30 protein-coding genes and 1 pseudogene are annotated in these 26,119 nt (G+C 38.5%); 16 read left to right on the top strand and 15 right to left on the bottom strand.

Features of this window, described 5'->3' with window-relative positions; translation table 11 throughout:
- Positions 1–90 precede the first annotated feature (90 nt).
- Both FJR09_RS07805 and FJR09_RS07800 read right to left on the bottom strand, forming a co-directional pair.
- Positions 91–480 (bottom strand): DUF3119 family protein, encoded by a 390-nt coding sequence (locus FJR09_RS07805; protein WP_015078874.1) that lies wholly within the window; start codon positions 478–480, stop codon positions 91–93.
- A gap of 59 nt (positions 481–539) precedes the next feature.
- The gene (locus tag FJR09_RS07800; RefSeq protein ID WP_015078875.1) at positions 540–1,319 is read right to left on the bottom strand and encodes an MlaE family lipid ABC transporter permease subunit; all 780 of its coding nucleotides are present in this window, start codon (positions 1,317–1,319) and stop codon (positions 540–542) included.
- A gap of 332 nt (positions 1,320–1,651) precedes the next feature.
- Here FJR09_RS07800 and FJR09_RS07795 point away from each other — a divergent pair, with 332 nt between their 5' ends.
- Positions 1,652–1,948 carry a hypothetical protein gene (locus FJR09_RS07795; protein WP_168633352.1) on the top strand — a complete coding sequence of 99 codons (297 nt, stop codon included), beginning with the start codon at positions 1,652–1,654 and terminating at the stop codon, positions 1,946–1,948.
- Positions 1,949–2,431: 483 nt separating this feature from the next.
- Positions 2,432–3,253, top strand: coding sequence for a signal peptide peptidase SppA (sppA, locus tag FJR09_RS07790; protein ID WP_015078877.1), 822 nt, complete (start codon positions 2,432–2,434; stop codon positions 3,251–3,253).
- 25 nt (positions 3,254–3,278) lie between these two features.
- On the opposite strand, the gene FJR09_RS25800 is transcribed toward sppA, so the two are convergent.
- The gene (locus tag FJR09_RS25800; protein ID WP_256370245.1) at positions 3,279–3,404 is read right to left on the bottom strand and encodes a hypothetical protein; all 126 of its coding nucleotides are present in this window, start codon (positions 3,402–3,404) and stop codon (positions 3,279–3,281) included.
- Between the two features lie 51 nt (positions 3,405–3,455).
- Here FJR09_RS25800 and aroH point away from each other — a divergent pair, with 51 nt between their 5' ends.
- The 6 genes from aroH (at position 3,456) to FJR09_RS24615 (ending at position 6,234) form a co-directional block, all read left to right on the top strand.
- On the top strand, positions 3,456–3,869 hold the full coding sequence (gene aroH / locus FJR09_RS07785; RefSeq protein ID WP_015078878.1) for a chorismate mutase: 414 nt from the start codon (positions 3,456–3,458) through the stop codon (positions 3,867–3,869).
- Positions 3,870–3,908: 39 nt separating this feature from the next.
- Complete coding sequence (locus tag FJR09_RS07780; RefSeq protein WP_168502202.1) at positions 3,909–4,196, top strand: hypothetical protein; 288 nt, start codon at positions 3,909–3,911, stop codon at positions 4,194–4,196.
- Positions 4,197–4,306: 110 nt separating this feature from the next.
- Positions 4,307–4,519, top strand: coding sequence for a type II toxin-antitoxin system HicA family toxin (locus FJR09_RS07775; protein WP_015078880.1), 213 nt, complete (start codon positions 4,307–4,309; stop codon positions 4,517–4,519).
- A complete protein-coding gene (locus FJR09_RS07770) occupies positions 4,512–4,730 on the top strand; it encodes a type II toxin-antitoxin system HicB family antitoxin (RefSeq protein WP_015078881.1) in 219 nt (72 codons plus the stop codon). Before FJR09_RS07775 ends, FJR09_RS07770 begins: the two co-directional genes overlap by 8 nt.
- A 368-nt stretch (positions 4,731–5,098) precedes the next feature.
- Positions 5,099–5,548 carry a hypothetical protein gene (locus FJR09_RS07765; protein ID WP_015078882.1) on the top strand — a complete coding sequence of 150 codons (450 nt, stop codon included), beginning with the start codon at positions 5,099–5,101 and terminating at the stop codon, positions 5,546–5,548.
- A gap of 2 nt (positions 5,549–5,550) precedes the next feature.
- On the top strand, positions 5,551–6,234 hold the full coding sequence (locus FJR09_RS24615) for a hypothetical protein (protein WP_015078883.1): 684 nt from the start codon (positions 5,551–5,553) through the stop codon (positions 6,232–6,234).
- 179 nt (positions 6,235–6,413) lie between these two features.
- On the opposite strand, the gene crtR is transcribed toward FJR09_RS24615, so the two are convergent.
- Complete coding sequence (crtR, locus tag FJR09_RS07755; protein ID WP_015078884.1) at positions 6,414–7,298, bottom strand: beta-carotene hydroxylase; 885 nt, start codon at positions 7,296–7,298, stop codon at positions 6,414–6,416.
- A 542-nt stretch (positions 7,299–7,840) separates the two neighbouring features.
- Between crtR and pyk the strand changes: the two genes are divergently transcribed.
- The gene (pyk, locus tag FJR09_RS07750; protein ID WP_015078885.1) at positions 7,841–9,610 is read left to right on the top strand and encodes a pyruvate kinase; all 1,770 of its coding nucleotides are present in this window, start codon (positions 7,841–7,843) and stop codon (positions 9,608–9,610) included.
- Between the two features lie 658 nt (positions 9,611–10,268).
- On the opposite strand, the gene FJR09_RS24610 is transcribed toward pyk, so the two are convergent.
- The 5 genes from FJR09_RS24610 to FJR09_RS07720 all read right to left on the bottom strand — a co-directional run bounded on the left by FJR09_RS24610 (position 10,269) and on the right by FJR09_RS07720 (position 16,017).
- The gene (locus tag FJR09_RS24610; RefSeq protein WP_217356990.1) at positions 10,269–11,360 is read right to left on the bottom strand and encodes a hypothetical protein; all 1,092 of its coding nucleotides are present in this window, start codon (positions 11,358–11,360) and stop codon (positions 10,269–10,271) included.
- A gap of 28 nt (positions 11,361–11,388) precedes the next feature.
- Entirely contained in the window at positions 11,389–12,453 is a 1,065-nt protein-coding gene (locus FJR09_RS07735; protein WP_015078888.1) for a hypothetical protein, read from the bottom strand.
- Between the two features lie 433 nt (positions 12,454–12,886).
- A complete protein-coding gene (locus FJR09_RS07730; RefSeq protein ID WP_168633327.1) occupies positions 12,887–13,864 on the bottom strand; it encodes a DnaJ C-terminal domain-containing protein in 978 nt (325 codons plus the stop codon).
- A gap of 253 nt (positions 13,865–14,117) precedes the next feature.
- On the bottom strand, positions 14,118–14,627 hold the full coding sequence (locus tag FJR09_RS07725) for an AAA family ATPase (RefSeq protein WP_168633326.1): 510 nt from the start codon (positions 14,625–14,627) through the stop codon (positions 14,118–14,120).
- A 100-nt stretch (positions 14,628–14,727) separates the two neighbouring features.
- Positions 14,728–16,017: a glucose-1-phosphate adenylyltransferase gene (locus tag FJR09_RS07720; protein WP_168633325.1), complete on the bottom strand. Its 1,290-nt coding sequence runs from the start codon at positions 16,015–16,017 to the stop codon at positions 14,728–14,730.
- 239 nt (positions 16,018–16,256) lie between these two features.
- Between FJR09_RS07720 and FJR09_RS07715 the strand changes: the two genes are divergently transcribed.
- Positions 16,257–17,579, top strand: coding sequence for a DNA methyltransferase (locus FJR09_RS07715; protein ID WP_015078892.1), 1,323 nt, complete (start codon positions 16,257–16,259; stop codon positions 17,577–17,579).
- Here FJR09_RS07715 and FJR09_RS07710 read toward each other — a convergent pair.
- On the bottom strand, positions 17,576–18,277 hold the full coding sequence (locus FJR09_RS07710) for a hypothetical protein (protein WP_015078893.1): 702 nt from the start codon (positions 18,275–18,277) through the stop codon (positions 17,576–17,578). The genes FJR09_RS07715 and FJR09_RS07710 overlap by 4 nt on opposite strands.
- On the bottom strand, positions 18,274–18,510 hold the full coding sequence (locus FJR09_RS07705; protein WP_041457682.1) for a helix-turn-helix domain-containing protein: 237 nt from the start codon (positions 18,508–18,510) through the stop codon (positions 18,274–18,276). Before FJR09_RS07705 ends, FJR09_RS07710 begins: the two co-directional genes overlap by 4 nt.
- A 262-nt stretch (positions 18,511–18,772) precedes the next feature.
- Here FJR09_RS07705 and FJR09_RS07700 point away from each other — a divergent pair, with 262 nt between their 5' ends.
- Positions 18,773–19,429: a Uma2 family endonuclease gene (locus tag FJR09_RS07700; RefSeq protein WP_015078895.1), complete on the top strand. Its 657-nt coding sequence runs from the start codon at positions 18,773–18,775 to the stop codon at positions 19,427–19,429.
- A gap of 303 nt (positions 19,430–19,732) precedes the next feature.
- Here FJR09_RS07700 and FJR09_RS25060 read toward each other — a convergent pair whose 3' ends face one another.
- From FJR09_RS25060 to FJR09_RS25050, 3 genes are read right to left on the bottom strand one after another with little or no spacing between them, the layout of a single operon-like run.
- Positions 19,733–19,945, bottom strand: a complete 213-nt coding sequence (locus FJR09_RS25060; RefSeq protein ID WP_254433058.1) for a hypothetical protein — start codon at positions 19,943–19,945, stop codon at positions 19,733–19,735.
- 3 nt (positions 19,946–19,948) lie between these two features.
- On the bottom strand, positions 19,949–20,245 hold the full coding sequence (locus FJR09_RS25055; RefSeq protein WP_254433057.1) for a hypothetical protein: 297 nt from the start codon (positions 20,243–20,245) through the stop codon (positions 19,949–19,951).
- The gene (locus FJR09_RS25050; protein WP_256380203.1) at positions 20,169–20,429 is read right to left on the bottom strand and encodes a hypothetical protein; all 261 of its coding nucleotides are present in this window, start codon (positions 20,427–20,429) and stop codon (positions 20,169–20,171) included. Before FJR09_RS25050 ends, FJR09_RS25055 begins: the two co-directional genes overlap by 77 nt.
- 137 nt (positions 20,430–20,566) lie before the next feature.
- Here FJR09_RS25050 and FJR09_RS07690 point away from each other — a divergent pair, with 137 nt between their 5' ends.
- The 5 genes from FJR09_RS07690 to FJR09_RS07670 all read left to right on the top strand — a co-directional run bounded on the left by FJR09_RS07690 (position 20,567) and on the right by FJR09_RS07670 (position 25,797).
- Positions 20,567–21,718, top strand: coding sequence for a hypothetical protein (locus FJR09_RS07690; RefSeq protein WP_015078896.1), 1,152 nt, complete (start codon positions 20,567–20,569; stop codon positions 21,716–21,718).
- Between the two features lie 21 nt (positions 21,719–21,739).
- Positions 21,740–23,749 (top strand): WD40 repeat domain-containing protein, encoded by a 2,010-nt coding sequence (locus FJR09_RS07685; RefSeq protein WP_015078897.1) that lies wholly within the window; start codon positions 21,740–21,742, stop codon positions 23,747–23,749.
- Between the two features lie 21 nt (positions 23,750–23,770).
- Positions 23,771–24,013 (top strand): CD225/dispanin family protein, encoded by a 243-nt coding sequence (locus FJR09_RS07680; RefSeq protein ID WP_015078898.1) that lies wholly within the window; start codon positions 23,771–23,773, stop codon positions 24,011–24,013.
- 90 nt (positions 24,014–24,103) lie between these two features.
- Positions 24,104–24,493: a DUF2752 domain-containing protein gene (locus tag FJR09_RS07675; RefSeq protein WP_235081950.1), complete on the top strand. Its 390-nt coding sequence runs from the start codon at positions 24,104–24,106 to the stop codon at positions 24,491–24,493.
- A gap of 305 nt (positions 24,494–24,798) precedes the next feature.
- A complete protein-coding gene (locus tag FJR09_RS07670) occupies positions 24,799–25,797 on the top strand; it encodes a hypothetical protein (protein ID WP_041457683.1) in 999 nt (332 codons plus the stop codon).
- On the opposite strand, the pseudogene FJR09_RS07665 reads toward FJR09_RS07670, so the two are convergent.
- Positions 25,763–26,065 (bottom strand): annotated as a pseudogene (locus tag FJR09_RS07665) (DNA polymerase domain-containing protein); the annotation flags it as partial. The gene FJR09_RS07670 and the pseudogene FJR09_RS07665 sit on opposite strands and share 35 nt — an antisense overlap.
- Positions 26,066–26,119: the final 54 nt, after the last annotated feature.

Genomic DNA, 26,119 nt, shown 5'->3' with positions numbered 1-26,119 from the left:
TCTTACTTTAATTTATGGCTGACACCGCACTATCAAAACTCTTCCCTTTGCGCCTTTGCTCCTTTGCGACTCTGCGCGAAACAACAAAATCTAATCAATGCGTGGACAACGTTCTTCTAAACAAGATTTTAAGGTTTTGGGGTCAAATAAAATTGGCAAAAAGTGAATACTGTTCACTTCTTTAAAATAGAACAAAATGGGAACTCGATTCCAGAATATTCGCCAATTTTGCCATTCTTGGTAAGGAAAACGCTTAATTAACTTTTCTCCTCTATAAAGATCAAAATCGGTAGCGGTAAATTGAAAGCGTAGTGTTACAGCTTGCAACATCAAAAACAAACCCAATAACGTCAATATTCCTCCCAACCAAGGTTGTACTAATAGTACGGGAATAGCGCCCAAGACTAAGACAACAGGAATATTGTAACTTGGCTTTAGTTCTACTGTTGATATGGTGTTAGGTGTCAATGAACTGGTCAAAATCTTTTCTCCTACTTTACATAATTCGTAATTCTTAACGACTCTATCTTGCCTCTAAATCATTTTACTAATCCACTACCCGGCCCCTGAAACATGACCCAAGACAGAAAGAAGTTGCTAATGAATATAACTAATAAGGCAGTGACAACAGCAGTTGTTGTTGATTGTCCCACACCTTTAGCACCTCCAGTAGTGGTTAAGCCCCAACTACAACCGATAATGGCAATTAACACACCAAAGCAAGCGGCTTTAATCATAGCACTGCCAATATCCCAGATATCGAGAAAGTCACGCGCTGAGTCTAGAAATACTGTATCTGAAAGGTTGTAAATATGAGTGGCTATAAGCATTCCCCCAGACATTCCTGTAATTAAGGATAACAAAGTTAAAATCGGCAGCATGATGAAGCAAGCCAGAAGCCGGGGAATGACTAGATAATCAATAGGATCTGTTTTTAACATTAACAGAGCATCTATTTGCTCTGTAACTTTCATTGTGCCGATTTCTGCCGCAAAAGCCGAACCTACCCTTCCAGCTAAAACTACTGCTGTTAATACGGGGGTAAGTTCTCTCGTCAATGCTACTGCTAACACGCCACCAACGAGGTTTCCTGCCCCAAAATTGATGAACTCCCTTGCTACCTGAATTGTAAATACTGCACCCACGAATATGGCTGTTAATAGGGCAATAAAGAAGGAATCGGGTCCAACTATTGCCAATTGTTCTAGGGTGTTCCGACGGTGAATTTTACCTTGGATTAGGTGAAATAAGACTTGTCCACCTAAAAATATCGCGGCCAGCAATCGCTGACTCCATGTTTCTAAACTGGATTTAGCCATTGGTCACTGGTAGTGGGGAATGGAATTAACATTACTAATATGCAAATTATTAACTTAGTTTACGACTAGTCTCATAAAATTGAGCGAGTTTTTACAGTGTTTTTACTTCTAGTAAACTGCACACTGAGATACAAACCCTGATTATTTCATGGTTTTACAGATTTGAAACATCGCAAACACTAAATGCACCTGGAGTAACTATTACCAGTACAACTTAATGAAAACTTAAGATTCTTGACGAAATGAATGTTTGGGAGCGATCGCCAGTATTGTAGAGAGTGGCAGATAAATTTTCGGCTATCTCTCAAGTTACCCACTATCCCGGTCTCACAATGACTATTTTTAGTAACTTTTTTCGCTCTCTCGTCCTCACCACCATTTTTAGTTTTCTTGTCCCTGTCTTCTTCATTGGGGGTTTATTGGTGGTTTTATGCCTTTTTGGCTATGTCCCTGGGCTACAAGGGATAATTTCCGATGTCTCTATCCAAATTCTGTATTTTCTCGCCACTTTCGGCAGTGGTAGTTCCTTCAACGGTCTCTTGACAATTGGTCTGACTTGTGGCTTTGTCGGGGCGTTATTTGATATCTATGTTTATTACCGCTATCAAATTCTCCGCACTGACTCTTAAAAGTTAATAACGCATTAAACCAGTGTTGATTATTTACACAATCAAAAACAAGTAATCTTAACCAGTCGTGAATTTTAGCTAATTTTTCTAAAAGCTATTGGCCTTGGGCTGGAAAATTCTGTTTTTTAATGTCCTTATTTTCCCAAATGCTTGTGCAGTGCAGTGGTACGACACAATATTTTTAGATGTCTATATTTAGTAAAAGCAAATATTTTTCAATACTTGTCTTTTGCTCCTTAAACATACCAAATAAAACTACACATCAAATCTAAAAATTTCCTAAAGCTTTTCAATAATGATCTAGCTGCTAACTTTTATTCATAGCCAGGAGAGGACAAAACAATTCAAAATAAAAAATTGTTACTCCCTGTCCCCTTCCCAAGCCCTAATTCCCAATCGGATTAAAGGTAAAGCCCGTTAGCTTCACCCTAGGCGTTCTATATTAAAGATATTCACAAAGATTAAAAAGTTATTTGATTGCCCATGATTTGGCCATTTAAGCCCAACTTTCGGAAACAAATTGCGCGGATTGAAGTTAGCGGTGCTATCGCTGGTGCAACCCGTAAGCACGTCCTAGAAGCCTTGAAAACAGTAGAAGAAAGTAAATTTCCCGCTTTATTACTACGCATTGATAGTCCTGGGGGTACAGTGGGAGACTCCCAAGAAATCTACAGCGCCCTCAAGAGATTAGCTAAAAAAACCAAAATTGTCGCCAGTTTTGGCAATATTTCCGCCTCTGGTGGCGTTTATATTGGTATGGGGGCAGAACATATCATGGCGAATCCAGGCACGATTACAGGCAGTATTGGGGTGATTTTGCGAGGAAATAACCTAGAAGTGCTGCTGGAAAAAATTGGCGTTTCTTTTAAGGTCATTAAGTCAGGACCCTACAAAGATATATTAGCTTTTGATCGGCAACTAACAGAACCAGAAGAAACTATTCTGCAAGACTTGATTGATTGTAGCTATCAACAATTTGTGGAAACGGTAGCAGAAGCTCGTTCACTGACTGTAGAAAAGGTAAAAAGCTTTGCTGACGGCAGGATTTTTACCGGACAGCAAGCCTTAGCATTGGGCGTTGTCGACCGCTTAGGAACAGAAGAAGATGCACGACGGTGGACAGCAGAATTAGTAGGACTTGATCCGGAGAAAACTCTTTGCTATACGCTAGAAGAACGGAAACCATTTTTGAGTCGTGTTTTACCGGGAAGTCGTCAAGCTAAATCGGTTATTGGTGCGGGAATCAATTGGCTAGAATTTGAAGTTTCTACCAGTGGTTTACCTATGTGGTTATATCGTCCATAGTAAAGTTGTCATTGGTCATTAGTCATTAGTCATTAGAAGTAGGAAACAACTGACAACTGACAACTGACAACTGTACGGGCGAAGCATTTGGAGAACTATTTTTGGCAATGACCGATAATTTATCTTCCAAATGCTTCGCCCCTACTGACAACTAACAACTGACAACTAACAACTGACAACTGACAAAAGGAGGATTTTAGAAGTGGAATGGCAAATGCGAGCAATTCGGGGTGCAACAACCGTTGCAGAAAACAGCGTCGAAGCAATTCGAGATTCAGTGACAGAATTATTAGATGAATTGGAGCAAAGAAATCAACTCCAACCAGACGATATGATTAGTGTGACTTTTTCAGTAACAAAAGATTTAGATGCTATTTTCCCAGCAGCGATCGCTCGCAGTCGTCCTTTGTGGGATAGTGTAGCTATGTTGGATGTTCAACAAATGCACGTTGAGGGCAGTTTACCGCGCTGCATTCGCTTTTTAATTCACGCTAATTTACCAACATCTACCCCCATTCACCATATTTATTTACGTCAAGCAGCTAAACTGCGTCCAGATTGGAGTTTACCCCAAACGTTACAAACTTCACAGCACGTATTGGAGACGAAAGTTTAAAATTAGCAGGTCAATAACATAATTAAAGTTAGCGCATTCATGAGCTATTACAGTGGTGACGCGGCTGCTCAACCTGCTGCTATTGGTGGGAGTATTTTCACTCATCGGGGTACTGGTGTATGTGTGAAATTAGACGCTTTTTTAAATATTCTCACCAAAGGTGAAGAGCCGCTTGTCATTGTCACCAGTGAAGGTTATTTTACGAAAATATATAAGTATGTGACGGCGTATAAGGGTTTTGTGTTTTTCACAGAATCCTTAGATAAATTGGAATTTGGTAGCAATATTGAGGTGATTTATGCTCAGAGTTTAGGGACGGATATTTGAAGTGACAATTGACAAGGTAAAATATTGAAAATAACTATTTAACTGGAAAAATTTGGTTGTCTTTCAATATCTGACTAGATTGGCATATATAAGACTAATTTTGAAAAAAGATGCCAAAAAAAATTAGAGAGCTTAAGCAAATGCTTGTCCAGGCTGGTTTTACAGAACTACCAGGAAAAGGAAGTCATACTAACTGGATACATCCCCTATATTATGGAAAGGTAACGATTTCAGGCAAAGATGGAGCAGATGCTAAACGCTACCAAGAAAAGGAAGTAAAACAGGCAATTGAGTCAATAGTGGATAAGAAAGAAGATGAATAAACTCAAGTACCAAATGATAATTCAGTGGTCTGAGGAAGATAATTGCTTCTTAGTAGGATTCCCTGATTTTCCAGGACAAAAATGGCGCACTCATGGGGATACTTACGAGTTAGCCGTAACCAATGGAATTGAAGCCTTAGACTCTCTTATTATTGCTTACGAAGCTGCGGGTGATGCACTTCCAAAACCGACAGTTTGTAATGCGGCATAGGCAAGCATTGAAGTAAAATAACCCAACAATGCTGGTTGGGTTTTCTGACCTGGTTTTTGGGTTTATTAAATCATATTATTACGTATAATTACTGTATGTTACTAAGCCAATAGTTAATACATTATACTCACTGTTGTTGTCTTAAATACAAAATCGGGCGATCCTTGGTTACAGAATCCTTAGATAAATTGGATTTTGGTAGCAATATTGAGGTGATTTATGCTCAGAGTTTAGGGACGGATATTTGATAAAATAAATCAGATGGCGGATAAATATTAATCCCTTGCTGGTTATCATTTATATTCGACATTGTGTTAAAAAGATAATTAAAGCTTCTGCTGCTTTATCTAGCAGGAGTTTCAGCATATATGTCACTTTACTTAGGGCAAAGAAATCGTAACGGGTTAACCGATAGACAAATAGAATATTGTATTGAGGCTTGGCAAGTCTTATGTGGTGATGAGGATAGAATCCTAATTACAGATGAAGCCAATATAAATAGTTCTCGAACGCGTTTTGTAGAAGATAGAAATGTTGTTGATTTAGGAGCAGATGCTTATCCTGGAAATAACTCTAGTGCAAATTCTCGAATGTCTGTCCTTGCCTGTTTAGCTCACGAATTATCACATATGCAACGTTTTGATAGGGAATATAGGCGACCTTTGGATATGCCTGATATACTTATTGATGAAGCTGAAACAAGTTTGAATGCTTCTTTTCATATTGCGCTCGGTTCAAAAGATAGAGAAGACTTAATAGAAGATGCAAGAGATAGACTAATCGAATGGTTAGATAATCAATCCCAGTCAAGAGAATAACTATGATTACAAGAGTAGAGCCAAGTGGTGTAATCCTAAAAGATATCTGTGAGATTCAAACAGAAAAGTGTGTTGCCAAAGATTCACCAGCAGCTATTACGGCTGTATGGTATTCTCCAGGACGTAAACAGGTTAATGTATGTCGCTCCTGTCTCGATGAAATGGTACGCAGGGGAGAATGGGAGGTTAAAGGTGCTAGGTTAAGTCCTCGCCCTGATATAACTATTTTTGATGCAGAAGGAAAAATTCAGCTAATAGCAGAAGTTAAGAAGATATCTCTATCCGCAACATCTGCCCAACTTCGGCGTGCAACTGAAATCAGACGTAATTTACTAGCACACTCAGCCATACGAAATACTCCCTTCTTTCTCATTGCTTTTCCTGATAATTTCTATTTATGGAAAGAAGAAACACCTGATAGAGATCACGAATCAGCAGACTATCAATTTAATGCCAAGAATACTATTAAAAACTATGCAGAGAAAAGACAAATTTCTCTAGAAGAAATGTCTCCACAAGAGTTTGAGTTATTAGTTTATGATTGGTTAAGAGATTTAGTTAATTCTCAAAGCTCCAAAGATAGTTTAGAATGGGCAACTACATCAGGACTTTATGATGCTATCAAAGATGGTTCAGTTGCAATGAATGTTACATTACCAGAAACATCACATTCTGTGTTGATTTAGTGTGTAAGAATAATAGCTTATACCCAATAAAAGTTTAATAATTCAGGTAAGGTGATAAGATCCCCGACTTCTGTGATCAATTTATTATTTATGGACAGAATAAATAAAAGAAGTCGGGGATCTGGGTATCAACAAGTATCACAGATGAATACTTACAACTTCAGATGTAGAAAAACACATCAATGGTGATGAAAATGAATACCTATGAAAACATCATAGACAAACTCAAAAAAGTCCTTCTTCTGCAATAACCCGGAAGTTTGCGGACTCCCCTTTTCATCCAACAACGGCTTCATCAAATAATAAGCTGGCTGGTAATTATACCAAGGAATCGAAGGCCACAGATGATGAATTAAATGGTAATTCTGTCCCAAAATCAGGATATTGAGAACCTTACCAGGATAGACGCGGGCATTTTTCCAGCGATTTCGCTCCACAAAGGGACGGTGGGGTAAATAATCAAAAAAGAACCCCAAAGTTATTCCAATCACAAAAGCGGGAATAAACCAAAAGTTAAGAATATAGCCCAAAAAATGATATTGGACAGAAATATAAACAATAGTAATGACAATTAAGCGACTAATAAACCATTCTAGTAGTTCATAATTCCGCCATAACCGTCTTTGGAAGAAAAATACCTCATGGTACAAAAATCTCACCGCAATTAACCACAGGGGACCACCTGTAGAAACATAATGATCTGGGTCATCTTTAGGGTGATTTACATTACCATGATGCTGTAAATGTACTCGTGTAAATACTGGAAAAGCAAAAACTAGGATTAAGGCACTACAATGCCCTAAAATAGCGTTAACAATGCGATTGCGATGGGCAGACTGGTGACAAGCATCATGAATCACCGTTCCTGAACAATGTAACGCCAGAGTATTTATACTAAAACATAACCAATCTGGCCATTCCCAACACCAATACCCAAAGTTGGATAAAACCAACATGATCACCACTACTAAAAACAGTAGTAACGTCGGGTTAAAATCACCAGGAGGTGATAAAAGTTCTTTTGGGGGGATTGTCAGTGGCTTTTGTGCCTCCGACGTGAGCATTACTAACTCCTTTAATAATCAATCTTTACGAATCATACTATTAATCTTAGTTAAGAGTAAAGTTATGTAAAGCAAGATTTATTCACAGTCTGGCTGCAGAATCAATAAATCAGGCTATGATTCTTTGCTAAACCAGCGCTGTAGACAAAAAACTCTCCCAGAAGCAGGTTGCCGATCAGATTAGTGTACGATATCAAATCTATACCATAATTACCTCTCTAACCGCTTATAACATTGATATAGCAGTTACTCAAAAAGAGAGTCCGTTTAATTCATACCAATTTGTAAAATGATGGCGATTAATGGAAAAATGGGTGTTGCTGATTTGAGGTATGAACGTGATTTTTAATGATGTGAAAACTCTTGTAGAGACGTTCCATGGAACGTCTCTACACCTCAATTCATACTTGGTTTCAGCAAGTCCGAAAAATGATTTGCTGATACAGTCAGTATTTCATCATCCAAAATCTCAAATTTCAAATGGTATGAGACAACATGACGATTAATTCCCAGGTAGATCCCAAAAATCTTGAACCCAGCCCATGACGAAATTAAGAGATTCTCAGCGCCGAACTAAAATTGTTGCTACTATTGGACCTGCTACCAGCAGCCCAGAAATGCTAAAAGCGATTATTGAAGCGGGCGCAACAACCCTGCGGCTAAACTTCTCCCATGGAACTCATGCTGATCATCAGCGTAGTATTCGGTTAATTCGGCAAACCGCTTTTGAACTAAATAGACCAGTAGCAATTCTGCAAGATTTACAAGGTCCAAAAATTCGCTTGGGGCGGTTTGAAACTGGCTCTATAATTCTAGCAAAAGGCGATCGCTTCACGTTAACAAATCGCCTCATCGAAGGAACACAGCAAATAAGCTGCGTTACCTACGATTACTTAGCAGATGAAGTTCCCGTTGGTTCAAATATCCTCCTCGATGATGGCAAAGTCGAAATGGTAGTAGAGGAAATTAACCGCGAAAAAGGTGATTTACATTGTCGGGTTACAGTTCCCGGTAAACTTTCCAACAACAAAGGTGTTAACTTTCCGGGAGTTTACTTATCCATTAAAGCCATGACCGACAAAGACCGCGAGGATCTGATGTTTGGTCTAGACCAAGGTGTTGACTGGGTAGCCCTTTCCTTTGTCCGCAATCCCCAGGACATTATCGAAATTAAAGAACTAATTTCCAGCACTGGCAAAAATGTGCCTGTGGTTGCCAAAATCGAAAAGCATGAAGCTATCGAACAAATGGAAGCAGTTCTATCTTTGTGTGATGGGGTGATGGTGGCTAGAGGTGACTTAGGGGTAGAATTACCGGCGGAAGATGTACCCGTACTGCAAAAGCGGCTCATTGCGACAGCCAACCGTTTGGGTATTCCCATCATTACCGCCACCCAAATGCTCGATAGCATGGTCAGCAACCCCCGTCCCACCCGTGCGGAAGTATCTGATGTCGCCAACGCGATTTTAGACGGTACAGACGCGGTCATGCTTTCCAATGAAACCGCTGTTGGTAGTTTTCCAGTGGAAGCTGTAGCTACTATGGCCAGAATTGCTGAACGGATTGAACAAGAAGAAACCCTGAACACCAACTCCCGTCTGTCACGAGATAACAGGCGTTCTATTCCCAATGCGATTAGCCAAGCCGTTGGTCAAATTGCGGAAAATTTGGGCGCGGCGGCAATTATGACTTTGACACAAACCGGGGCTACAGCCCGCAACGTTTCTAAGTTCCGTCCCAAAACCCCAATTTTAGCCATTACACCTCATGTCAATGTGGCAAGACAGTTACAGATGGTATGGGGAGTAAGACCGCTGTTGGTGCTGGAATTACCTTCTACGGGTCAGACATTCCAAGCGGCTATTAATGTTGCCCAGGAAAAAAACCTCTTAACTGAAGGTGATTTAGTCGTCATGACTGCTGGTACACTTCAAGGCGTTTCTGGGTCAACGGACTTGATTAAAGTAGAAATAGTCACTGCCGTACTCGGTCAGGGAATTGGTCTAGGACAAGGTTCTGTAAGTGGCCGCGCTAGGGTAGTTCATAATGCTATGGATGCCAGTAATTTCAACCCTGGTGATATTTTGGTGGCATCCCGCACTGGTGTTGATTACGTAGAAGCAATTCGCAAAGCCGGGGGGATTATTACTGAGGAAGAAAGTCTCACAAGTCACGCCGCTGTTATTGGTTTACGTCTTGGTGTGCCTGTGATTGTGGGTGTCAAGGAAGCGACACAGGTAATTAAGGATGGGGCGATTTTGACTTTGGATATGCAGCGAGGTTTAATTTACTCTGGTGCTGTGGGAACTTAAATTCAATCGCTAATCTAATAATCTCATAGCATTAGCACTGCCCCGACTATGAAACAGATAAGTGGAAGCAGTGCTTTTTATTGACACTCTGCGGTCTAAAGACACGCAGATTCTTTAAGACTTGCTTAAAAAGGATAGTCAATTATCCTCCTAGACGCTCAAGGCAACTACCAGTACGACAGGTATTGCAATTGCGCTTACTTTTGATTTTTTTTTGCTGCTTTTGTGAGTCCATCAATTTTTAATGTTAAACGCTCCATGATTTACCATTGCTTGTTTACCCAGGCTACGGCTATGCCGAGACGAGATAAATCAGGGGTTTCTCCTTAATAAAACACTTCTTTGCGCTGATGGTTATTCCTACTTGCTAATTAATTCTATCATGTCACCGCGAATAAATTCGCCGTTGGCACTTCCTCCACTGTCTAAGAGGATGTTTGAAAAGTGGTATTCCGTAATTTTCATCACATTGCTACCCCCCTTTCCCCTATGCTTTGGGGGGAAACAATAAAAATCCAGTTCCCTCCCCTTTACAAGGGGAGGGTTAGGGTGGGGTAAAAAATATTTGATACATCAACCATAACTTTTCAAACACCCTCTAAAGCCAAGTGGCTTCCGTGCCTTTCGTTCTATTTGGTGATACTTTTGTGATAGAGTGCTATTGAACTGACTTTCTTAGTTCTTTGAGAACTTTACCAATACCAACGAAGTCGGTATCCTTATAAAGTTTCCTGAGATTTTCTGCCTCGCTGGTGAGAATAATGCCATTGTAGGCAACAATGGCATCGTTCAGCTTGTTGATATCTACATTTATTGCTGCACCAGATTGAGCAATAACAAGAATAGGTTTCAAAGCTTTAGTGCTGGCTACTAGCTGTCCTGATGTTGCTTGGGCTAGGGGCTGATTTGGTAAGGAACCTTGAGTAGAACCAAACAAACCTGTGAGAGATGTGACTAGTGCTGTTGCTAGTTGTGGGGAAATGCCCGCAGCAGTGAAGCTGTTTGTCAGAGCTACCGCAACTTGTTGTGACCCAGCACCGCCTGTCAGCAGTGAAGCAACGTTAGCAGCACTACCACCGCCTGTTGTACCACCGCCTGTTGTACCACCACCTGTTGTACCACCACCTGTTGTACCACCACCTGTTGTACCACCGCCTGTTGTACCACCATCTGTTGTACCGCCTGTTGTACCACCTGTTGTACCGCCTGTTGTACCGCCTGTTGTACCACCTGTTGTACTAAGAGCCTGAGTAATAGCAGCAGCCACCTGATTCACAGTAACCTGGACTTGCGGTGAAAGAGTGATCACAATAGTGTTTGCCGTTGCACCGTTTGTTACAGTGATACCAGGTGAAGTTGGTTCTACGGTTGCTGCTGAAACGGTAATTGTAGGTAATGCCGTAGTTGCGTCACCAGTTGTACTAACCGCCGACAGAGTACCTGTTGTGGAAACGCCAGTTGTAATGGCGGGTGAAACACCAGATATGATGGGAATGGTGATAGAAATTCCTGTTGCTGTTGTTGCTGTTACTGCTGGTGTTGTTGTTCCTCCTATCGTTGTTGTTGTTGTTCCTCCTATCGTTGTTGTTGGGGGCGTGGAAAAACCACTAGTTTGTGAAGCACCAGTAGCAGCACCACTGTCAACTCCAGCCGTACCTTTACTAACTTGGGCTTGGTTTGGTAATTGCCAAATAACGGATAGTACAGGACTAAGACTGAGGGCAAAAAGGAGATTTCTGATTTTCAACATGATAATGATTCTTTAAATATTGAAGTGTTTATTTAGGCAAGAAATTGAAACCATAACCTACACTCAAGGAGAATACTGTGCCGCCTGCGGTGTTCTCAGTGAGATCCGAAGCTTGGGCTGTAATTGTTAAGGGTAAAGTCGGCACAGGAACAAAGGAAGCCCCAACGTTGAAACCAATTCCACTCCAACCTAGACCTACACCTACTTGGGGATGAACTTGCACACCTGCTCCAGCAAATACACCCGTACTGGCATTACCTTGCCTGAAATCGCCACCCCCAGCCCCTAGTGAGAAGGAGATAGGCATTTTATTAACAGGATCATTAGGCTTTAAAAGGGAGTAAGTTGTTACCACGCCATAAACGCTGGAAGGTCTAATAGGTTCAATACTAGCTTCAGTCTTATACTGAGCAAAGGTTTTCCAGCCAGCAGCTACACCGACTTGATTGGTTCCTTTGGCATAGACAATGCGGTGAGCTTTGAGGTCAAAAGTTCCATTACTACCAAATCTTTTGATACTACCGTTGTTGAAGGATAATTCCAAACCAACTGTTTTTTGGGAATTTCCTAAGCCAAAACCGAGACTGGTACTTCCGTCTATATCATTTAGACTGTTACCTCTCGTACCAGCGGTTGCCCCTGATGCTCCTATAAAAGCGTCACCCATGTTAGCTCCGAAGGCACTGGGAGCAGCAAAACTGAGTCCGGGTGGGTAAGTTGGCTTAGGTAATACTATCTTGGCTTTGATTAGGGGTTCAACTAATAACTCTTGGCGGATTTTATTGAGATCATTGGTATCACTGTCGGCATTTTGGGCAATTAGTTGTTTTTGCCCAGGAGTAGATTCAACCTTTGGTTTTAAGTCTGCGGCTGTGAATACTTGTTTGGTATCGGCTAAAGAAGTGGTTGTTGTCGTTTGATCTGTAATTAATTCATTATTGAGATTTGCTGCTACCATGTCATCTGCCGCAGATGCGGAATTAACTGAGATAGTTGTTCCCAGCAGTAAGCTTGGTAAGGTTAGCCATAAACTCAAGTAGACAAAATGTCTTAAATAATTGACTAGTCTAATAGAATGCTTTTTTATCTTCAAAATATTACTCCTCACAAGATGTTATGCAGTGGCAAAAATCTATAAACAGATATAGCTAGGTACAAAAAAATGTTTAACTCTGACTGAATTAACATTCAGGCAAAATAACTAACTATTTTGTGTATAGACCGACAAAGACTTGGGCAGACACTTGTGATTATACAGGGAATATAACTTTAAAGGCAAGCATTAGATACTGTCCGTTTGCTGATTTTGAGATCCAAAGGGGAATTAAAGCCTTGATGCAAAAGGAACTCAGTGATTTTCAAGTAATTCTGTAATGATTCTTAAAATTTATGATCATTCCAGAAGGCTTTCAGAGGCGATTATTTAAGGAACAGGGATAGCATAAATCATAAAATGGTGAAAATCCTACAAGCAATAGAAAATAACATTTATGGATCGTTGTTTACGGAAATACCCTCAATAATCTTTACAATTTAACTTGTGCTAAATGACTACGGGGGTTATAGGTACGGATAGCTCGGATTTTTTCATAGTATTCCCGCTCTTGGGGTGTGAGGTCTTTTGGGGGAGCGATCGCTACTTTCACAAATTGATCACCACGTCCACCTTTAGCTACAGGCCAACCCTTACCACGTAAGCGCAGAGATTGACCAGAACGAACTCCCGCAGGTAGCTTAACACTAACATGACCATCGGGTGTGGGTACATCTATCGCTGCACCTAATGTGGCTTCATCAGGGGTAATTAAGACTTCGCAAACCAGATTGTCCCCTTCTATTTGGAAAAAAGTATGGGGTTGTAATTCTACCTTTAAGTATAAATCTCCCCGTTGTTGACTCATGGGGTTAATTTGGCCTTTTCCTTTCACCCGTAGACGAGTCCCAGTTTTAGCGCCACCAGGAATACGCACATCAATAGTTTCGTTGCCTAAACTAAACCGTTTTTGAACACCGGAAAATGCTTCGGCAAAAGTTAAAATAATTACAGCTTCTGTATCTTGTGTACCACCAGCACCGCCATCTTGAAGACCAAAATCGTTAAAACCGCCACCTGGTCTACCTGGAGAAGTTCGATAAGAGTAACTTTGTCGTCCGCTGCCAGGACCTGCACCACCAAATAATTCAGTTAAGAAGTCATTAAAACTGCCGTATTGACCAAAATCAACTCCGCCCATATCCCCAGGACCACCACCGGGAAAACCTTGACCAGCTTGTTTCCAATATTGACCAAATTGGTCGTATTTTTTGCGTTTATCTGGGTCAGATAATACCTCGTAAGCCTCATTAACTTCTTTAAATTTGGCTTCAGCCTGTTTGTTATTGGGGTTAACATCAGGATGAAATTTACGGGCTAGTTTGCGAAAAGCTTGTTTAATTTCTTCTGAAGTGGCAGTTTTACTAATTCCTAACATTGCATAATAGTCTTTAAAGTCGGTTGCAGCCATCTACTAGCCTCCTGTAGAAGTTTAGGTTATGTTTTTTTTCTAAGATATGAAATTTACTATTAATCAACCTTTGTGGGGGCTGAGTTTTTTCTGTGGCCTGTTTCCTTTTATTTGGTCTAGTACAGCACGGCGCAAATAAACCAACCATTCTTAATCGCCAAAAAGCTTGCTGAATATTACTTTTGACTTCCGCCTTGCGGTACTAGTGCCAGGCAAAAGATTCTGATGTTAAACTAACAAACAATTGCCAAAATTAAGTGTGGTTCTTGCTGAATGTACTGGCGCAATTCCCGTACTCTTGCCATGATGAACAGAAAATAAGTTCATCTATTCCTTCTTCTTTACTGGGGGGAGCATCCCGGAGTTGACGGGACATTCGGAGAATTATCTCTTCAGGAACTTGGCGAATCCGGCTTTGATTCCTTGCTAAACATAGCCAAACAGGAGTTCTCACCCAAACCCCCATAATATAACTAAAGCCACAATTACGGGCTAGGGTAATCACTTCCCGGCGATTTTTCCTTTGGGCGTTGGTAGCATCGAAAATAACCCCTTTATCTGCGGTTATGGCTGTTTGCAATTGTTGTTCCAGTTCCCGCCAAATTAGCAGCCAAGGTCCTTGAATTGCTTCTGAACCAAAAAGCTGCCCCCGGATAGCATCTGTGGAAATTAGCTGCATCTGGGGGCATTCTGTCAATAATTGTTTTGCTAGGGTTGATTTACCGCTACCAGGAAGACCAATTAGCAAAATTAATTTAGTCATAGGGAATAGGGAATAGGGAATAGGGAACAGGGAACAGGGGACAAGAAAGATAAATCATCCAATTACCAATTACCAATTACCAATTACCAATCACTACTAACTAAATGATTGTACCATCAAGAATTACAGCATTTTTGAGAACAACAACAATGCCGCTACGGATGTAGAAGCCTTGCTTTTCTCGTTCTGCTTCTTGGATGTTGTCTTTATTGATAATTTTCACATTGTGACCAATGCGGGCATTTTTATCAATGATGGCACGGCGAATAATGGTGTCTGTACCAATACCGACGGGAATATCATTTTCCTCTAAACTGCATTGTCTTTCAACAGATGGTTGATAATAGTCAGCGCCCATGATCAGGGTTTCTTCAATTACAGATCCTGATTCTATGCGCGATCGCACTCCCAAAACTGAATGTTGAATGCGACAATCTTTCAAAATACAACCGTCACCAATCATAGATTCTGTGATTTGGCAATTCAGCAGTTTAGAAGGTGGTAAATAACGAGCGCGAGTATAGATTGGTGCTGCTTCATCGTAGAAGCTAAAGGGAGGAAGGGGTTGCTTCGTCAGGGCTAAATTAGCCTCATAAAAAGATTCAATTGTCCCAATATCTTCCCAGTAGTCATCAAATAAGAAGGCTTGAACGTTGTGATCTTTAGCAGCTTCGGGAATAATCTCTTTACCAAAATCAGTTTGTTCTAAAGATTGTTTCAACAACTTAATCAAAACATCTTTTTTAAAGACATAAATCCCCATGGAGGCGATATATGGCTGTAATGCGGCTTGTTCTTTTGTCAATCCCAATATGGTGGTATCAACACGCATTTGTGCTAAAGCTTCACCTTTGGGTTTTTCGCTAAAATCAATTACCCTACCCGATTCATTAATTTTCATCAAGCCAAAATCGGAGGCTCGACGATCATCCATGGGAATGACGGAAAGTGTAATATCAGCATTTGTATCTCTATGTCGCTGGATAAACTGCCGGTAATCCATGCGGTAAAGGTGATCACCGGAAAGAATCAGAAATTCTTCTACATCCCACTCTTGTAACATCCAGATGTACTGACGCACAGCATCAGCCGTACCTTGGAACCAGTTGGGGTTTTCTGGGGTTTGTTGTGCTGCTAACACTTCTACAAACCCATCACTAAACCCACTGAAGTTGTAAGCACGGGCGATGTGCCGATTCAGAGAGGCTGAGTTAAATTGAGTCAGAACGTAGATTTTGAATATTTCGGAATTGATGCAGTTGCTAACAGGGATATCTATGAGACGATATTTCCCGGCCACTGGTACTGCTGGTTTGGCGCGGAGTTTAGTTAACGGATAAAGCCGAGTCCCCGCACCCCCACCCAGAATAATTGCTAAAACTTTTTTCACAAAATTTCTCCCAACTGCCTTTCACTCTCATCTCCAGTTTAGGACTGTATGTAACAACTGATAAAGGGGGATCAAAGAATCTTAGGGATGAATTTTTGAGATGGTAGTAAATTAGCCAAAATAGAACTTATGTACTATAGTGGTGGGTGGCAGGAGAGTCTAAATTTATAGTTGAAGCAGTATTGCCAATATGAACATTTTGTGCTACTTTTAAGTAGCAATTTACTATTAAAGTTATCATGTTTCAACAACTATCACTATTTGAAGATAGAAATACTCATATTGCTAACTGTTTTTATAGAAGCATTGAGGAGTCTGGTTTTAACTATCAAGAAATTGATATAGGTGATATCACATTTAAAGCAGGACAAACAGAGTCAGTACATAGATGGTATCGGCTGACCCCTAGCTATTCGCCAAATTTAGTTCGCTTTTTTATTGATATATTTAAAATTAGTAAAGATGATTTTGTCGTTGATCCATTTAGTGGTAGAGGCACAACAGTTATTGAATGTCAGAAGCATGGAATTAAGGCTATGGGAATTGAGATTAATCCTCTACTTCAGCAAGTGGGAAATAAGTCGTTACTATGGAATATTGATAATACGCATTTAATTAATATTTATCTTGAAGAAATATTTGATACGATTAAAAAATATCAGACATTTTCACTAGAAGATGTTATTGAGATATTCAATACCAGAGTTCCAATTATTCATAATGTCTTTCGTTGGTGGAAAATTCATGTGTTAAAGAATTTGATTATTTGCCGTGAGATAATGAATCAGGAAAAATATAATCCTATTTCTGAATATATCTGGTTATCTTTGAATAAAGCGTGTTTAGATTGTGCAAATATTCATAGAAATCATCCAACTATTACATTTGATGATAATCATCAGAGGGAGATAGATGTTTATTTGGAAATTAGTACAAATCTCCAGAACATAAAGGAAGATTTGATCAAGCTCAATCAAAAGCAAATATTATTTTCAAATTTTAACTCCATTATAGTCGGTAATTCCACAAACAACTTACAAAATACGATTATTAATCGTTCTATAGATTTTGTAATTACTTCACCTCCCTATCCAAATCGTTATAGTTATATTCATCAAACCAGACCTCAATTGCATTTCTTAGAACTATTAGAAGATATTAGTGAAGCTACGGAAATAGATTTACAAGCAATAGGTGGAACATGGGGTAGAGCGACTTCAATTTTACAGAAGGATTTAATTATAGTTCCTGATGAGATTAAGCCATATCTTTCTTACTATGATGAGCTTAAAAATCAAAATATCTTGATGTGTAATTATGCCACCAAATACTTTATTGATTTGTGGAAACATATAAAATGTTTAAAACAGAGCGTATCCAGAAATTTTCAAGGTGTTTACGTTGTGGGTAATTCTAGGCTCTCAAATGTAGAGATATTTACAGAGGTGATTTTGGGGCAGCTTTTTCAACACGAGGGTTTTGAAGTTGAGAAAATAATTTCCTTTAGGAAAAGGGGTGGTAAAAAACGTTTGTATGAAACAGCAGTATGTATTAAAAATTAGAGAAAATATGAGAAAATATTATCTATCTCTTTTTTCAACAACTCTGAATTTCTCTGAAGGAAATTATAAAGGTCGAAACCAGTAATAGTATGAACTAAATCAAAACTGTTTCTTCCTTCATAGAGTTCCCAACTCTTTGATAATCTAAGTACAGGGCTTTTTAAAGATGTATTGCAGAAAATTAACATTACAGGCAGAATTTCGTAAGACTTCAAAGCTAAGGACGTATCATAATCAGCCTGAATTCTTTTAGAATCACCAATTTGATAGCATGAACGGACTTCAAATCCTATTCCTTCATATTTAATCCAATCTGAGGGAATATTTTGATTGAACTTATCTTTTCTGATTAATCCATCAGTGGATCGAACCTGGTCACGTTTACCAATTTTAACATTGACACTAAAGTGTAGTTCATTCTCATTTAATCCAAAACTCTCTTTTAATAAATAGGCAAATAAATTCTCATACATATCACCAAGTTTGCGATGTAAGGAGGTTACAAGATTTCCTCCCACTCTGGCAATAATGTATCTTTCGTCGTCCAAACCTAAAGAGCCAAAAGCAGGATCATTAGCTATTAATTGCTGAAATTCCTCTTTGTTATTGACACCAGAATAGCTTTTATAAGGTTTAAATTTTGAAACTTTTCTAATATTTCCTATAGCTATATTCAGTAACTCATCTTCATTTATCATTTTGTGTTTTCTCCATTTTCTATTGGATTATCAAACAAATCTTTAGCTGTAACTTGAAGAGCATCAGCTAAACGAAAAATATTCATTAAACTAATATTTCGTTCACCTCGCTCTACAGCACCAATATATGTACGATGTAAGTCAGATTTTTCAGCCAATTCATCTTGGGAAAGTTTTAAACTTTTTCTGAAATAGCGAACTCTGATCCCAAAAGCGTCCATTCTAGCATCCATATTTAAAAAATGTGTGCTTCAATAGAGTAAACATTTTACCTCATCAAAACCAAATTATTATATAATTTTATCTGACCTTGACTCTGTTTATAAAAAATTATGGCTTTCAATTTAGACCTGATTTAGCTCATTTCCTTTACCCAGAAATAGCGATCGCAAAAAACTGTATTTGGGGCTTGACAATTGATTTAAAATTTGTTATCATGAAGTTGATAAGGAAGAACTATCTTGAAATAAAACCAATTATTCGTGAGGTTTGATCGTGGTTATTACTCAAACCAGTCCCCCCAATATTACTCAGGATATAACAACAACTCACTTCACTCCAGATGAGTATCGAGTGATGGAGGAAACCGCAGCCGAAAGACATGAATATTGTAACGGAGAAATTATTGCAATGGCTGGAGGTTCAGAAGTTCATAGCCGTCTTACCGTCAATATTACTACTTTACTTAATGTAGCTCTCAGAGACACTAATTTTCAAACTTATAATGGGGACTTAAGAATCTGGATTTCTGAGTTTAATCATGGTACTTATGCTGATGTTCTTGTAATTAATGGTGAACCGGAGTTTAACGGTGAGCGCACTGACGAAATTCTCAATCCTCTGGTAATTGTGGAAGTTTTATCACCCTCTACTGAAGGTTATGATAGAGGTGATAAATTTAGAAAATATCGCTCACTTCCTAGCTTTTGCGAATATCTGCTAGTTAGCCAAACTGAACCCTATATTGAGCATTATCACAAACTTGATGATAGTAGCGATAGCGTTCGCGGAGCGTCCCGGAGGGAACTAGCGCTGCTGCAAGCAGTTCGCTGGCAATGGCAAGTTTACGATCATCTTGATCAGTCTATATTAGTACATAGTTTAAACGTAGAAGTCCCCCTTGCTGAAGTTTATCGCCGCATTAATTTCTAAAAGCTGACTCACGATTTATACTAAACACGGTTGGGAAATGGACTTTTACGAAATCATGAAAAACCTAGATTTGTAGGGGTTTAGCACTGCTCATTGGTGTCAACTTAAGTTAGAAATGGCTTATCTATTGGCTTTCACACCCACCAGGGAATAAATTCCCTGTCTAATAGCTCAAGTCCGTTAAAACGGACTAATAAATTTTCCTAGTATTCAGTCATCTTTAGATGACTTCCGCTATTAGACTGGGAATTTATTCCCAGGCGGGTTATGGGTTTTACGTTAAGTTGACACCAATGAGCAGTGCTAAACCCCTACCCACAGAATCAAATAATTAAGCCGTGTTGAGTATATAGCGGTAATCTTTAAAGCTGGTTCGTTACAGTTAATTAAGCGATCGCCTAATTCTAATGCTTGAGCAATGTTACCCAAGCGAATGGCGTTGGCTAGTTGTAAACTATTAGCAGCACTTTCGGAGACTAATTCTTTCACCATATCCCCATTGACTGTTTTACCCAAAGCTTATGTTTTGAGCTTTTCTAGTTCGGTGAATATCAGTCGTGTATGATTGCCTGTGTAATCAATCAATACTTTGTAAGCATCGGTGGTGAGTGTTACACTTACTTCGTCAGCTAAAGTACGAGCTTGCTGTATTAATGCTTGGGTTTGCCATTGGGGAATGAGAGGAAATTCCTGTACCTGTGCGTACTCCAGTAGTAATTTGACTGATTTATTTCTCGCGTCAGGTTTGTGAGTGTTGGTGATCAGGAGGGTATTTGTTGAGGGAATTTTGGGGAGAATGGACTCTAACTGCAACAAAATTTCTTTTGAACAAACTCCCAGTAATGTGCTGTTGGTGTACTAATCTTCCTCCACTCCCAACTGGTGGTGTCATGATATCGGATAATGCTTGAGGAATGGTTTCTTTAGATTCTGGGGGGTATTCTGTATAGTTGAAGTTTGCCCATTGTTGATCTAGAGTGTGGGTTTTTAGTTGTTTGATGGTGCGAGTTAGAAAGAATTCGTTTTCACCACGGTAAATGTTGTTCCTTTTACACTATTTTTTGCTATAACATATTGACTTTTGCACATTTTTGTGAGAATTATATAATAGTAAACAAATTAGCAAAATAAATACAAATGAAAACATACAAAATTATTACTTTGGGTGCATCAGGATCAGGAAAAACTGTATTTCTAGCAAGTATGTTTAGGGCACTAGGAATTCAAGCAGATCATGGTTTCTACCTTCATGTTAAAAATCCCAGACAGCAAAGATTACTCAATGCTATTTATACAGAAATAATTGCTGGAGATATTTGGCCTAAAGGAACGAGATACAGTGAGATATCTGAGTGGACGTATATCTGTCGTGTTAAAAATCCTGACGATCTTAAATACTATGATGCTTGTGAGTTTGTCTATTTTGATTATGCTGGAGGACGACTAACTGATATGAATGAAGAGGACACAGAGTTGCAAGATATTATTAAAAAATCTGATGCTCTTTTGGGTCTGATTGATGGAAAAAAAATCCAGGCTTTAATGACTAATGACAACCAATCAGATATTGATTCGTTTCTTAATAAAGATTTACCCAACATTATTCAATGGATGTCAGATTGTCAAGTACCAATTCATTTTGTGATTAGTAAATGGGACTTACTTGAAAAAACGTTTTCTTTAAAACAGATACGCGATCGCCTTATCGAAATTCCTGAATTTCAAATGTTAGTCCACAAACGCAATCTAGCAAATTCTCCAGTTCGACTTATTCCAGTTAGTTCTGTTGGGTCAAATTTTGCAAATCTTGAATCTGATGGAAGTATGAAAAAAATACCTGGTGCAATTCCTAAGCCTTTTCAAGTTGAAGTACCTATTTCTTGTGTTTTTCCAGATGGAATGAAAGCGCAACTTGGTGAATTATTACAGAAAAGAGAACAACTGGAAAATCAAAAACAAAAAATAGTCCAACAAAATCCATTATTACAATTCATGCAAACTGCTGGTAGTTTTGTTGTTGATGTTCTTTTAGAACAAATGTTAGATCAATATTTACCTGGTGAGCTTAAAATTGCTAAACCATTACTAAATAAATTAGATGATTTATTATTTTCTCAAGCACGAATAAAAAACAAAGAAAATCTTGATAAATTACGCGCTGAGAGAGATAGTTCTCTTAAAATAGTAACAGATGACGCAACAGCTTTAACTCATGCAATTGATAGCTTTTTATATATTCAAGATAAACTTGAATTAGACTTTCCTGAATCTGAACTTATTCTTCAATAATCGAATCGAAAACTAATTTTCATGAATAACTATAAAATTATTACTTTAGGAACATCTGGTGCTGGTAAAACTGTATTTTTGGGAAGTCTTTTTAACCAGTTATCAATCCAAGGTGAAGAGGGCTTTTTTCTAAAAGTAGCCGACATTAAAAAGGAACAAAAGCTCAGAAAGATTTACACAGAAATAAGTGCTGGAGATATTTGGCCTGATGGAACGAGAGATGTTACTGATTGGACTTTTACTTGTTGTGTCAAGAATTCCAATTTAGATAAATATCCAGTTTGTCAGTTTACCTATATTGACTATAAAGGAGGACTCCTTACAGATATAGGTGAAGAAGACGACAGCATTATTTTGAATATTCAAGAAGAAGTTAGCAAAGCTGATGCAGTTTTGGCAATTATAGATGGTTTCAAAGTCTATCAGTTTATGGAGGAGCAGAGTCAAAATAATGAGGATAGATCACTATGGTCAAATAGGGATAGATCGCTATGGTTACATACGGATTTGCCTAGCATAATGCAACTAGTAGACAATTGTGGCAAGAACACTCCAGTTCACTTTATTATTAGTAAATGGGATTTGCTGGAAAATCACTACAATTTATCAGAAGTGCGAAATTGCCTGTTAGCTAAAGTTCAAGAGTTTAAGGATGTGGTTGATAGTAGACAAAAAGCAGGCTGCCCAATACGCATAATTCCTGTCAGTTCTGTTGGTAGTAAATTCGCAACTCTCCAACCGGATGGTTCAATGAAAAAGAATCCTGGAGTTATTCCTAAACCATTCCAGGTAGAAATTCCTCTGGTTTGTGTTCTAATTGATAGAGTAAAAGCTTATATTAACTCTTTAGAACCAGACAAAGAATACATTCAAGAATCAGATCAATTTAAAGATAATTTTGTTTTTTTAACCAGGCTAATTCAGTCTTTTTTAAATAAAGAAGCTGAACTGCTACTTCGAGATAAAGAAGAACGACTGAAGGAAGTCAAAAATGACCGAACAGCACTCAATTACTTAGTTGGTGTTTTTTTAGAGCATCTTGAGAAATTTGAGAAAGATTTTGCTGACGCTAATCTAGGTGGAGAAATTCTTTTTCCTTCTCCAAATCCATCTGTAACATCTCCCCAGACTACTCGATCAAAGGCATCTCTAACTCGGACTCTGATTGGACATCAAAAGGTGGTGCTTTCTGTTGGTTTTACGTCCGATAGTCAAATTATTTTTAGTTCCAGTCACGATAAAAGCATTCGATTTTGGCAAGTTGCATCAGGAAAATTAAAAGGAACTGTTAATGAAACATCAGGGCTTGTACTGGCAAGTCTTAGTAAAGATGGACAACTATTATTTACCACCAGTGAAGATAAAAGCATTAAGGTCTGGAATGCTAATACAGGAAAACGCTTACATAATCCGTTGAAGGGTCATTTTGATAGAATTAATGCCTTAATAGTTAGTCCCGATGGACGAACGCTCATCAGTGGTAGTCAGGATAAAACTGTGAAGGTTTGGAAATTGGAAACTGATGGGGGTCAGATAATTCACACATTAATGGGACATAACGGTTTTGTTTATACACTCGCTGTTTCTCCTGATTGGCGTATTGTAGCCAGTGGTAGCAGCGACAAGACAGTATTTTTGTGGGATATTGAGAATGGTAAATTACTTCATTCCTTAGATAAGCATCCTGGCTTTGTTCGCTCTCTGGTTTTTAGCCCCGATGGACAAACACTAATTAGCGGAGGTTATGGTAACAATTTGTATATATGGGACTGGAAAGTCCGCAAGTTGCTGTATAGTTTGGAAGGCCACGATGGATCGATTATGTCGCTCGCTATTAGCTCAGATAGTCAGATTATTGCTAGTGGAGGTGAGGATCGCACAATCAAACTTTGGGATTTATCAACCGGAACTCTATTGGATACTTTGACTGGGCATAATGGTATAGTTAAAACTCTAGCTTTTAGTCCAGATAATCAAACATTGGCTAGTGGTTCTGAAGACAACATGATCAAAATTTGGCAAATTGTATAAATTATTAGTTCAACTAAACTTATGAAGGCCAACGTCCCTAATTATTTAACTCAAGCGATTTTGTTAACTATATTCTGTTGTCTACCATTTGGTATTGTAGCTATTGTTTACGCTGCTCAAGTTAATACAAAATTACAAGCAGGAGATTATGAAGGCGCAATTACAGCATCAGATAATGCTAAAAAATGGTGCTGGATTTCTTTTGTAGCTGGAATTTTGTTCTTAATATTGTATGTTGTTTTGATGATAGCAAGTCAATCATAATTACAACGACTATTATTCTTTATTCACAAGAGTTTTATGCTATCGAGAAATCTTGCCTCCCAGCCCTTATCTCCTCTAGACAAAAGACGATTGAAAGTAGCTATTTTATCAGGAATCATTCTGATTTTAGCCGTTATTCTATACTACTTTAATCCTTCGATACCGGGGCGACTTTATCCACCTAGCCCCTTTCGCACTTTAACTGGTTTTTATTGTCCGGGCTGTGGAACACTGCGGGGAATTCATCAGTTACTTCATGGTCATCTTTGGACGGCTTTTGATCTAAATCCTCTGATGGTATTGTCATTACCTTATCTTTTCTACTCCTATGTTTGCTACAGTTTTCCTGCATTTACAGGGCGTAAACTTACCCAAATTTTCATCAAGCCTACTTGGATTTGGTGGACACTAAAAATCATTTTGGTCTATTGGATTTTGCGGAACATTCCCTTCCCACCGTTTTCTTGGCTTGCTCCATGATGAGCCATCTTTGGGTTTCGGCATTTTCAGCAATGCAATTTTTGTGAAATCTTTTTACTTAACGAGGTTTTTACATATCTTATTACTAACAAAATATTTGAAATATTTTTGTTAGTAATAAGATATTGCAAATATTAACTACATCTGTATTTTCAAATTAGGGAATTGTTTTTTGTTTCCACTTTAAATAAACAAGGTTAGACTGGATTATAGGAAAAATGTAGTGATTCTGAAAGCTGAAAGTATTTCAGCATAAGTATCAGGATTTTGATTTTTTTATTTCTACCTATTTGGAGTATAGCAGTATGATTGTTGAAGCTTGGCATTTTTTAGTAAGCCGAAATCGCCATCTAGATTACAGAACAGTGGTAGCTCCTGATTTTATCTGTCAATCTAAGATTTCTAATTTATTGGCTAGAGTAGCTGAGGGAGATTTAACAGAATCAAAAAGAGGATTGATTAGACAAATTACTGGCTCAAAAGCTGGAGACTTTACTATAGTTTTTCGAGTTATTAAGGCAACGGAAAAATGTCTAAACCCTGAAAAAGAAAATGATATATTGAAGGATCAATTTGGTAGAGAAATATATTTAATTGAGGGTGTTGTTATTAAGGGAATTCGGAACAAAAAAGATTGTTTTGTTGCTGATCAAGATATTGAAGAAGCTCATAATTTGTTAATGGAAGCTTACAGGCAATTTTGGGAGTATAGCGAACCAAATTCAGCCATTTCTTCGCATAAATTTTCCTTAAGTATGAACAATACTAGTAGTTATTTACAACTAGAAGAATTAGAACCCTTCCATTTTAGCTCTAAACAGCAAACTCCTCCTACTACTAAACCAAAAGTTAATTTAGTTGCTTTTTTAGTTCCTATTATTGTAATACTGATTATTGCTATCTGGCTCACCACCATAGGATATCCATTTGGAAAAAGTATTGCAGATGGATGTACTACTATCCAAGAGGTCAATATACTATTTAAGAGTGAAGATAAAATTAATTCTATTATCGATGATAAGCGAAAACAGTGGCAACAAGAATATCCCAAAGCTCAAATATTTCTTAACGGTTCATTGAAAGTGCAGAACTTGAAGAAATGGAAATTTCTAAACGAAAGAGAACAACTAGTAAACAAAAAAACTCAATATACTCTTCTTCTAAATAAAGATAATAGCTTGCAAATGCAATATCATCCTCTTGACTTAGCGATCACTCAACTTCGTAACCAAAAAGTCGTTGATGAAACTACTATCCAAGCAAAAATTATTAATCAAAAGGAATGTATACCCCGTCCATCTTGAAAACTGGATATTTTTCCAACTCTATATTGATACCAGTAGGTAAAGCATTTTGCAGCCTCTCAAATATCAGCAGAGGTTCAGAGTGGGAGAAGAACATACCATCAGTATCACTTTCAACCTGGATACCTCCCGCTTTTTCAATCACATCAATCATGAATCGCAGAATCCGTCTACCATAAGCTGTAACCAGTGCAGCAGCTTCCATATCGTTAAAACCAACACCAGAAGTCCCATAAAAGCCAAACAACGAGTTGATTAACACTTTGAGAGCAGCTTCAGCTTGTTTAGCAGCTTTCTTTACTAGGAATCAGCCCTACTGTAT

The organism is Dolichospermum sp. UHCC 0406, from assembly GCF_009712025.1.
GTDB lineage: Bacteria > Cyanobacteriota > Cyanobacteriia > Cyanobacteriales > Nostocaceae > Dolichospermum > Dolichospermum lemmermannii.
Note: the sequence above shows the minus strand (reverse complement) of the source record. Positions and strands in the feature narration are given on the sequence as shown.

Coding starts and splice junctions, on each gene's coding strand:
- FJR09_RS07800 (WP_015078875.1), bottom strand. CDS start 1,319: ATGGCTAAATCCAGTTTAGAAACATGGAGTCAGCGATTGCTGGCCGCG.
- FJR09_RS07795 (WP_168633352.1), top strand. CDS start 1,652: ATGACTATTTTTAGTAACTTTTTTCGCTCTCTCGTCCTCACCACCATT.
- sppA (WP_015078877.1), top strand. CDS start 2,432: ATGATTTGGCCATTTAAGCCCAACTTTCGGAAACAAATTGCGCGGATT.
- FJR09_RS07780 (WP_168502202.1), top strand. CDS start 3,909: ATGAGCTATTACAGTGGTGACGCGGCTGCTCAACCTGCTGCTATTGGT.
- FJR09_RS07775 (WP_015078880.1), top strand. CDS start 4,307: ATGCCAAAAAAAATTAGAGAGCTTAAGCAAATGCTTGTCCAGGCTGGT.
- FJR09_RS07770 (WP_015078881.1), top strand. CDS start 4,512: ATGAATAAACTCAAGTACCAAATGATAATTCAGTGGTCTGAGGAAGAT.
- FJR09_RS07765 (WP_015078882.1), top strand. CDS start 5,099: ATGTCACTTTACTTAGGGCAAAGAAATCGTAACGGGTTAACCGATAGA.
- FJR09_RS24615 (WP_015078883.1), top strand. CDS start 5,551: ATGATTACAAGAGTAGAGCCAAGTGGTGTAATCCTAAAAGATATCTGT.
- crtR (WP_015078884.1), bottom strand. CDS start 7,298: ATGCTCACGTCGGAGGCACAAAAGCCACTGACAATCCCCCCAAAAGAA.
- pyk (WP_015078885.1), top strand. CDS start 7,841: ATGACGAAATTAAGAGATTCTCAGCGCCGAACTAAAATTGTTGCTACT.
- FJR09_RS24610 (WP_217356990.1), bottom strand. CDS start 11,360: ATGTTGAAAATCAGAAATCTCCTTTTTGCCCTCAGTCTTAGTCCTGTA.
- FJR09_RS07730 (WP_168633327.1), bottom strand. CDS start 13,864: ATGGCTGCAACCGACTTTAAAGACTATTATGCAATGTTAGGAATTAGT.
- FJR09_RS07725 (WP_168633326.1), bottom strand. CDS start 14,627: ATGACTAAATTAATTTTGCTAATTGGTCTTCCTGGTAGCGGTAAATCA.
- FJR09_RS07715 (WP_015078892.1), top strand. CDS start 16,257: ATGTTTCAACAACTATCACTATTTGAAGATAGAAATACTCATATTGCT.
- FJR09_RS07710 (WP_015078893.1), bottom strand. CDS start 18,277: ATGATAAATGAAGATGAGTTACTGAATATAGCTATAGGAAATATTAGA.
- FJR09_RS07705 (WP_041457682.1), bottom strand. CDS start 18,510: ATGGATGCTAGAATGGACGCTTTTGGGATCAGAGTTCGCTATTTCAGA.
- FJR09_RS07690 (WP_015078896.1), top strand. CDS start 20,567: ATGAAAACATACAAAATTATTACTTTGGGTGCATCAGGATCAGGAAAA.
- FJR09_RS07685 (WP_015078897.1), top strand. CDS start 21,740: ATGAATAACTATAAAATTATTACTTTAGGAACATCTGGTGCTGGTAAA.
- FJR09_RS07680 (WP_015078898.1), top strand. CDS start 23,771: ATGAAGGCCAACGTCCCTAATTATTTAACTCAAGCGATTTTGTTAACT.
- FJR09_RS07670 (WP_041457683.1), top strand. CDS start 24,799: ATGATTGTTGAAGCTTGGCATTTTTTAGTAAGCCGAAATCGCCATCTA.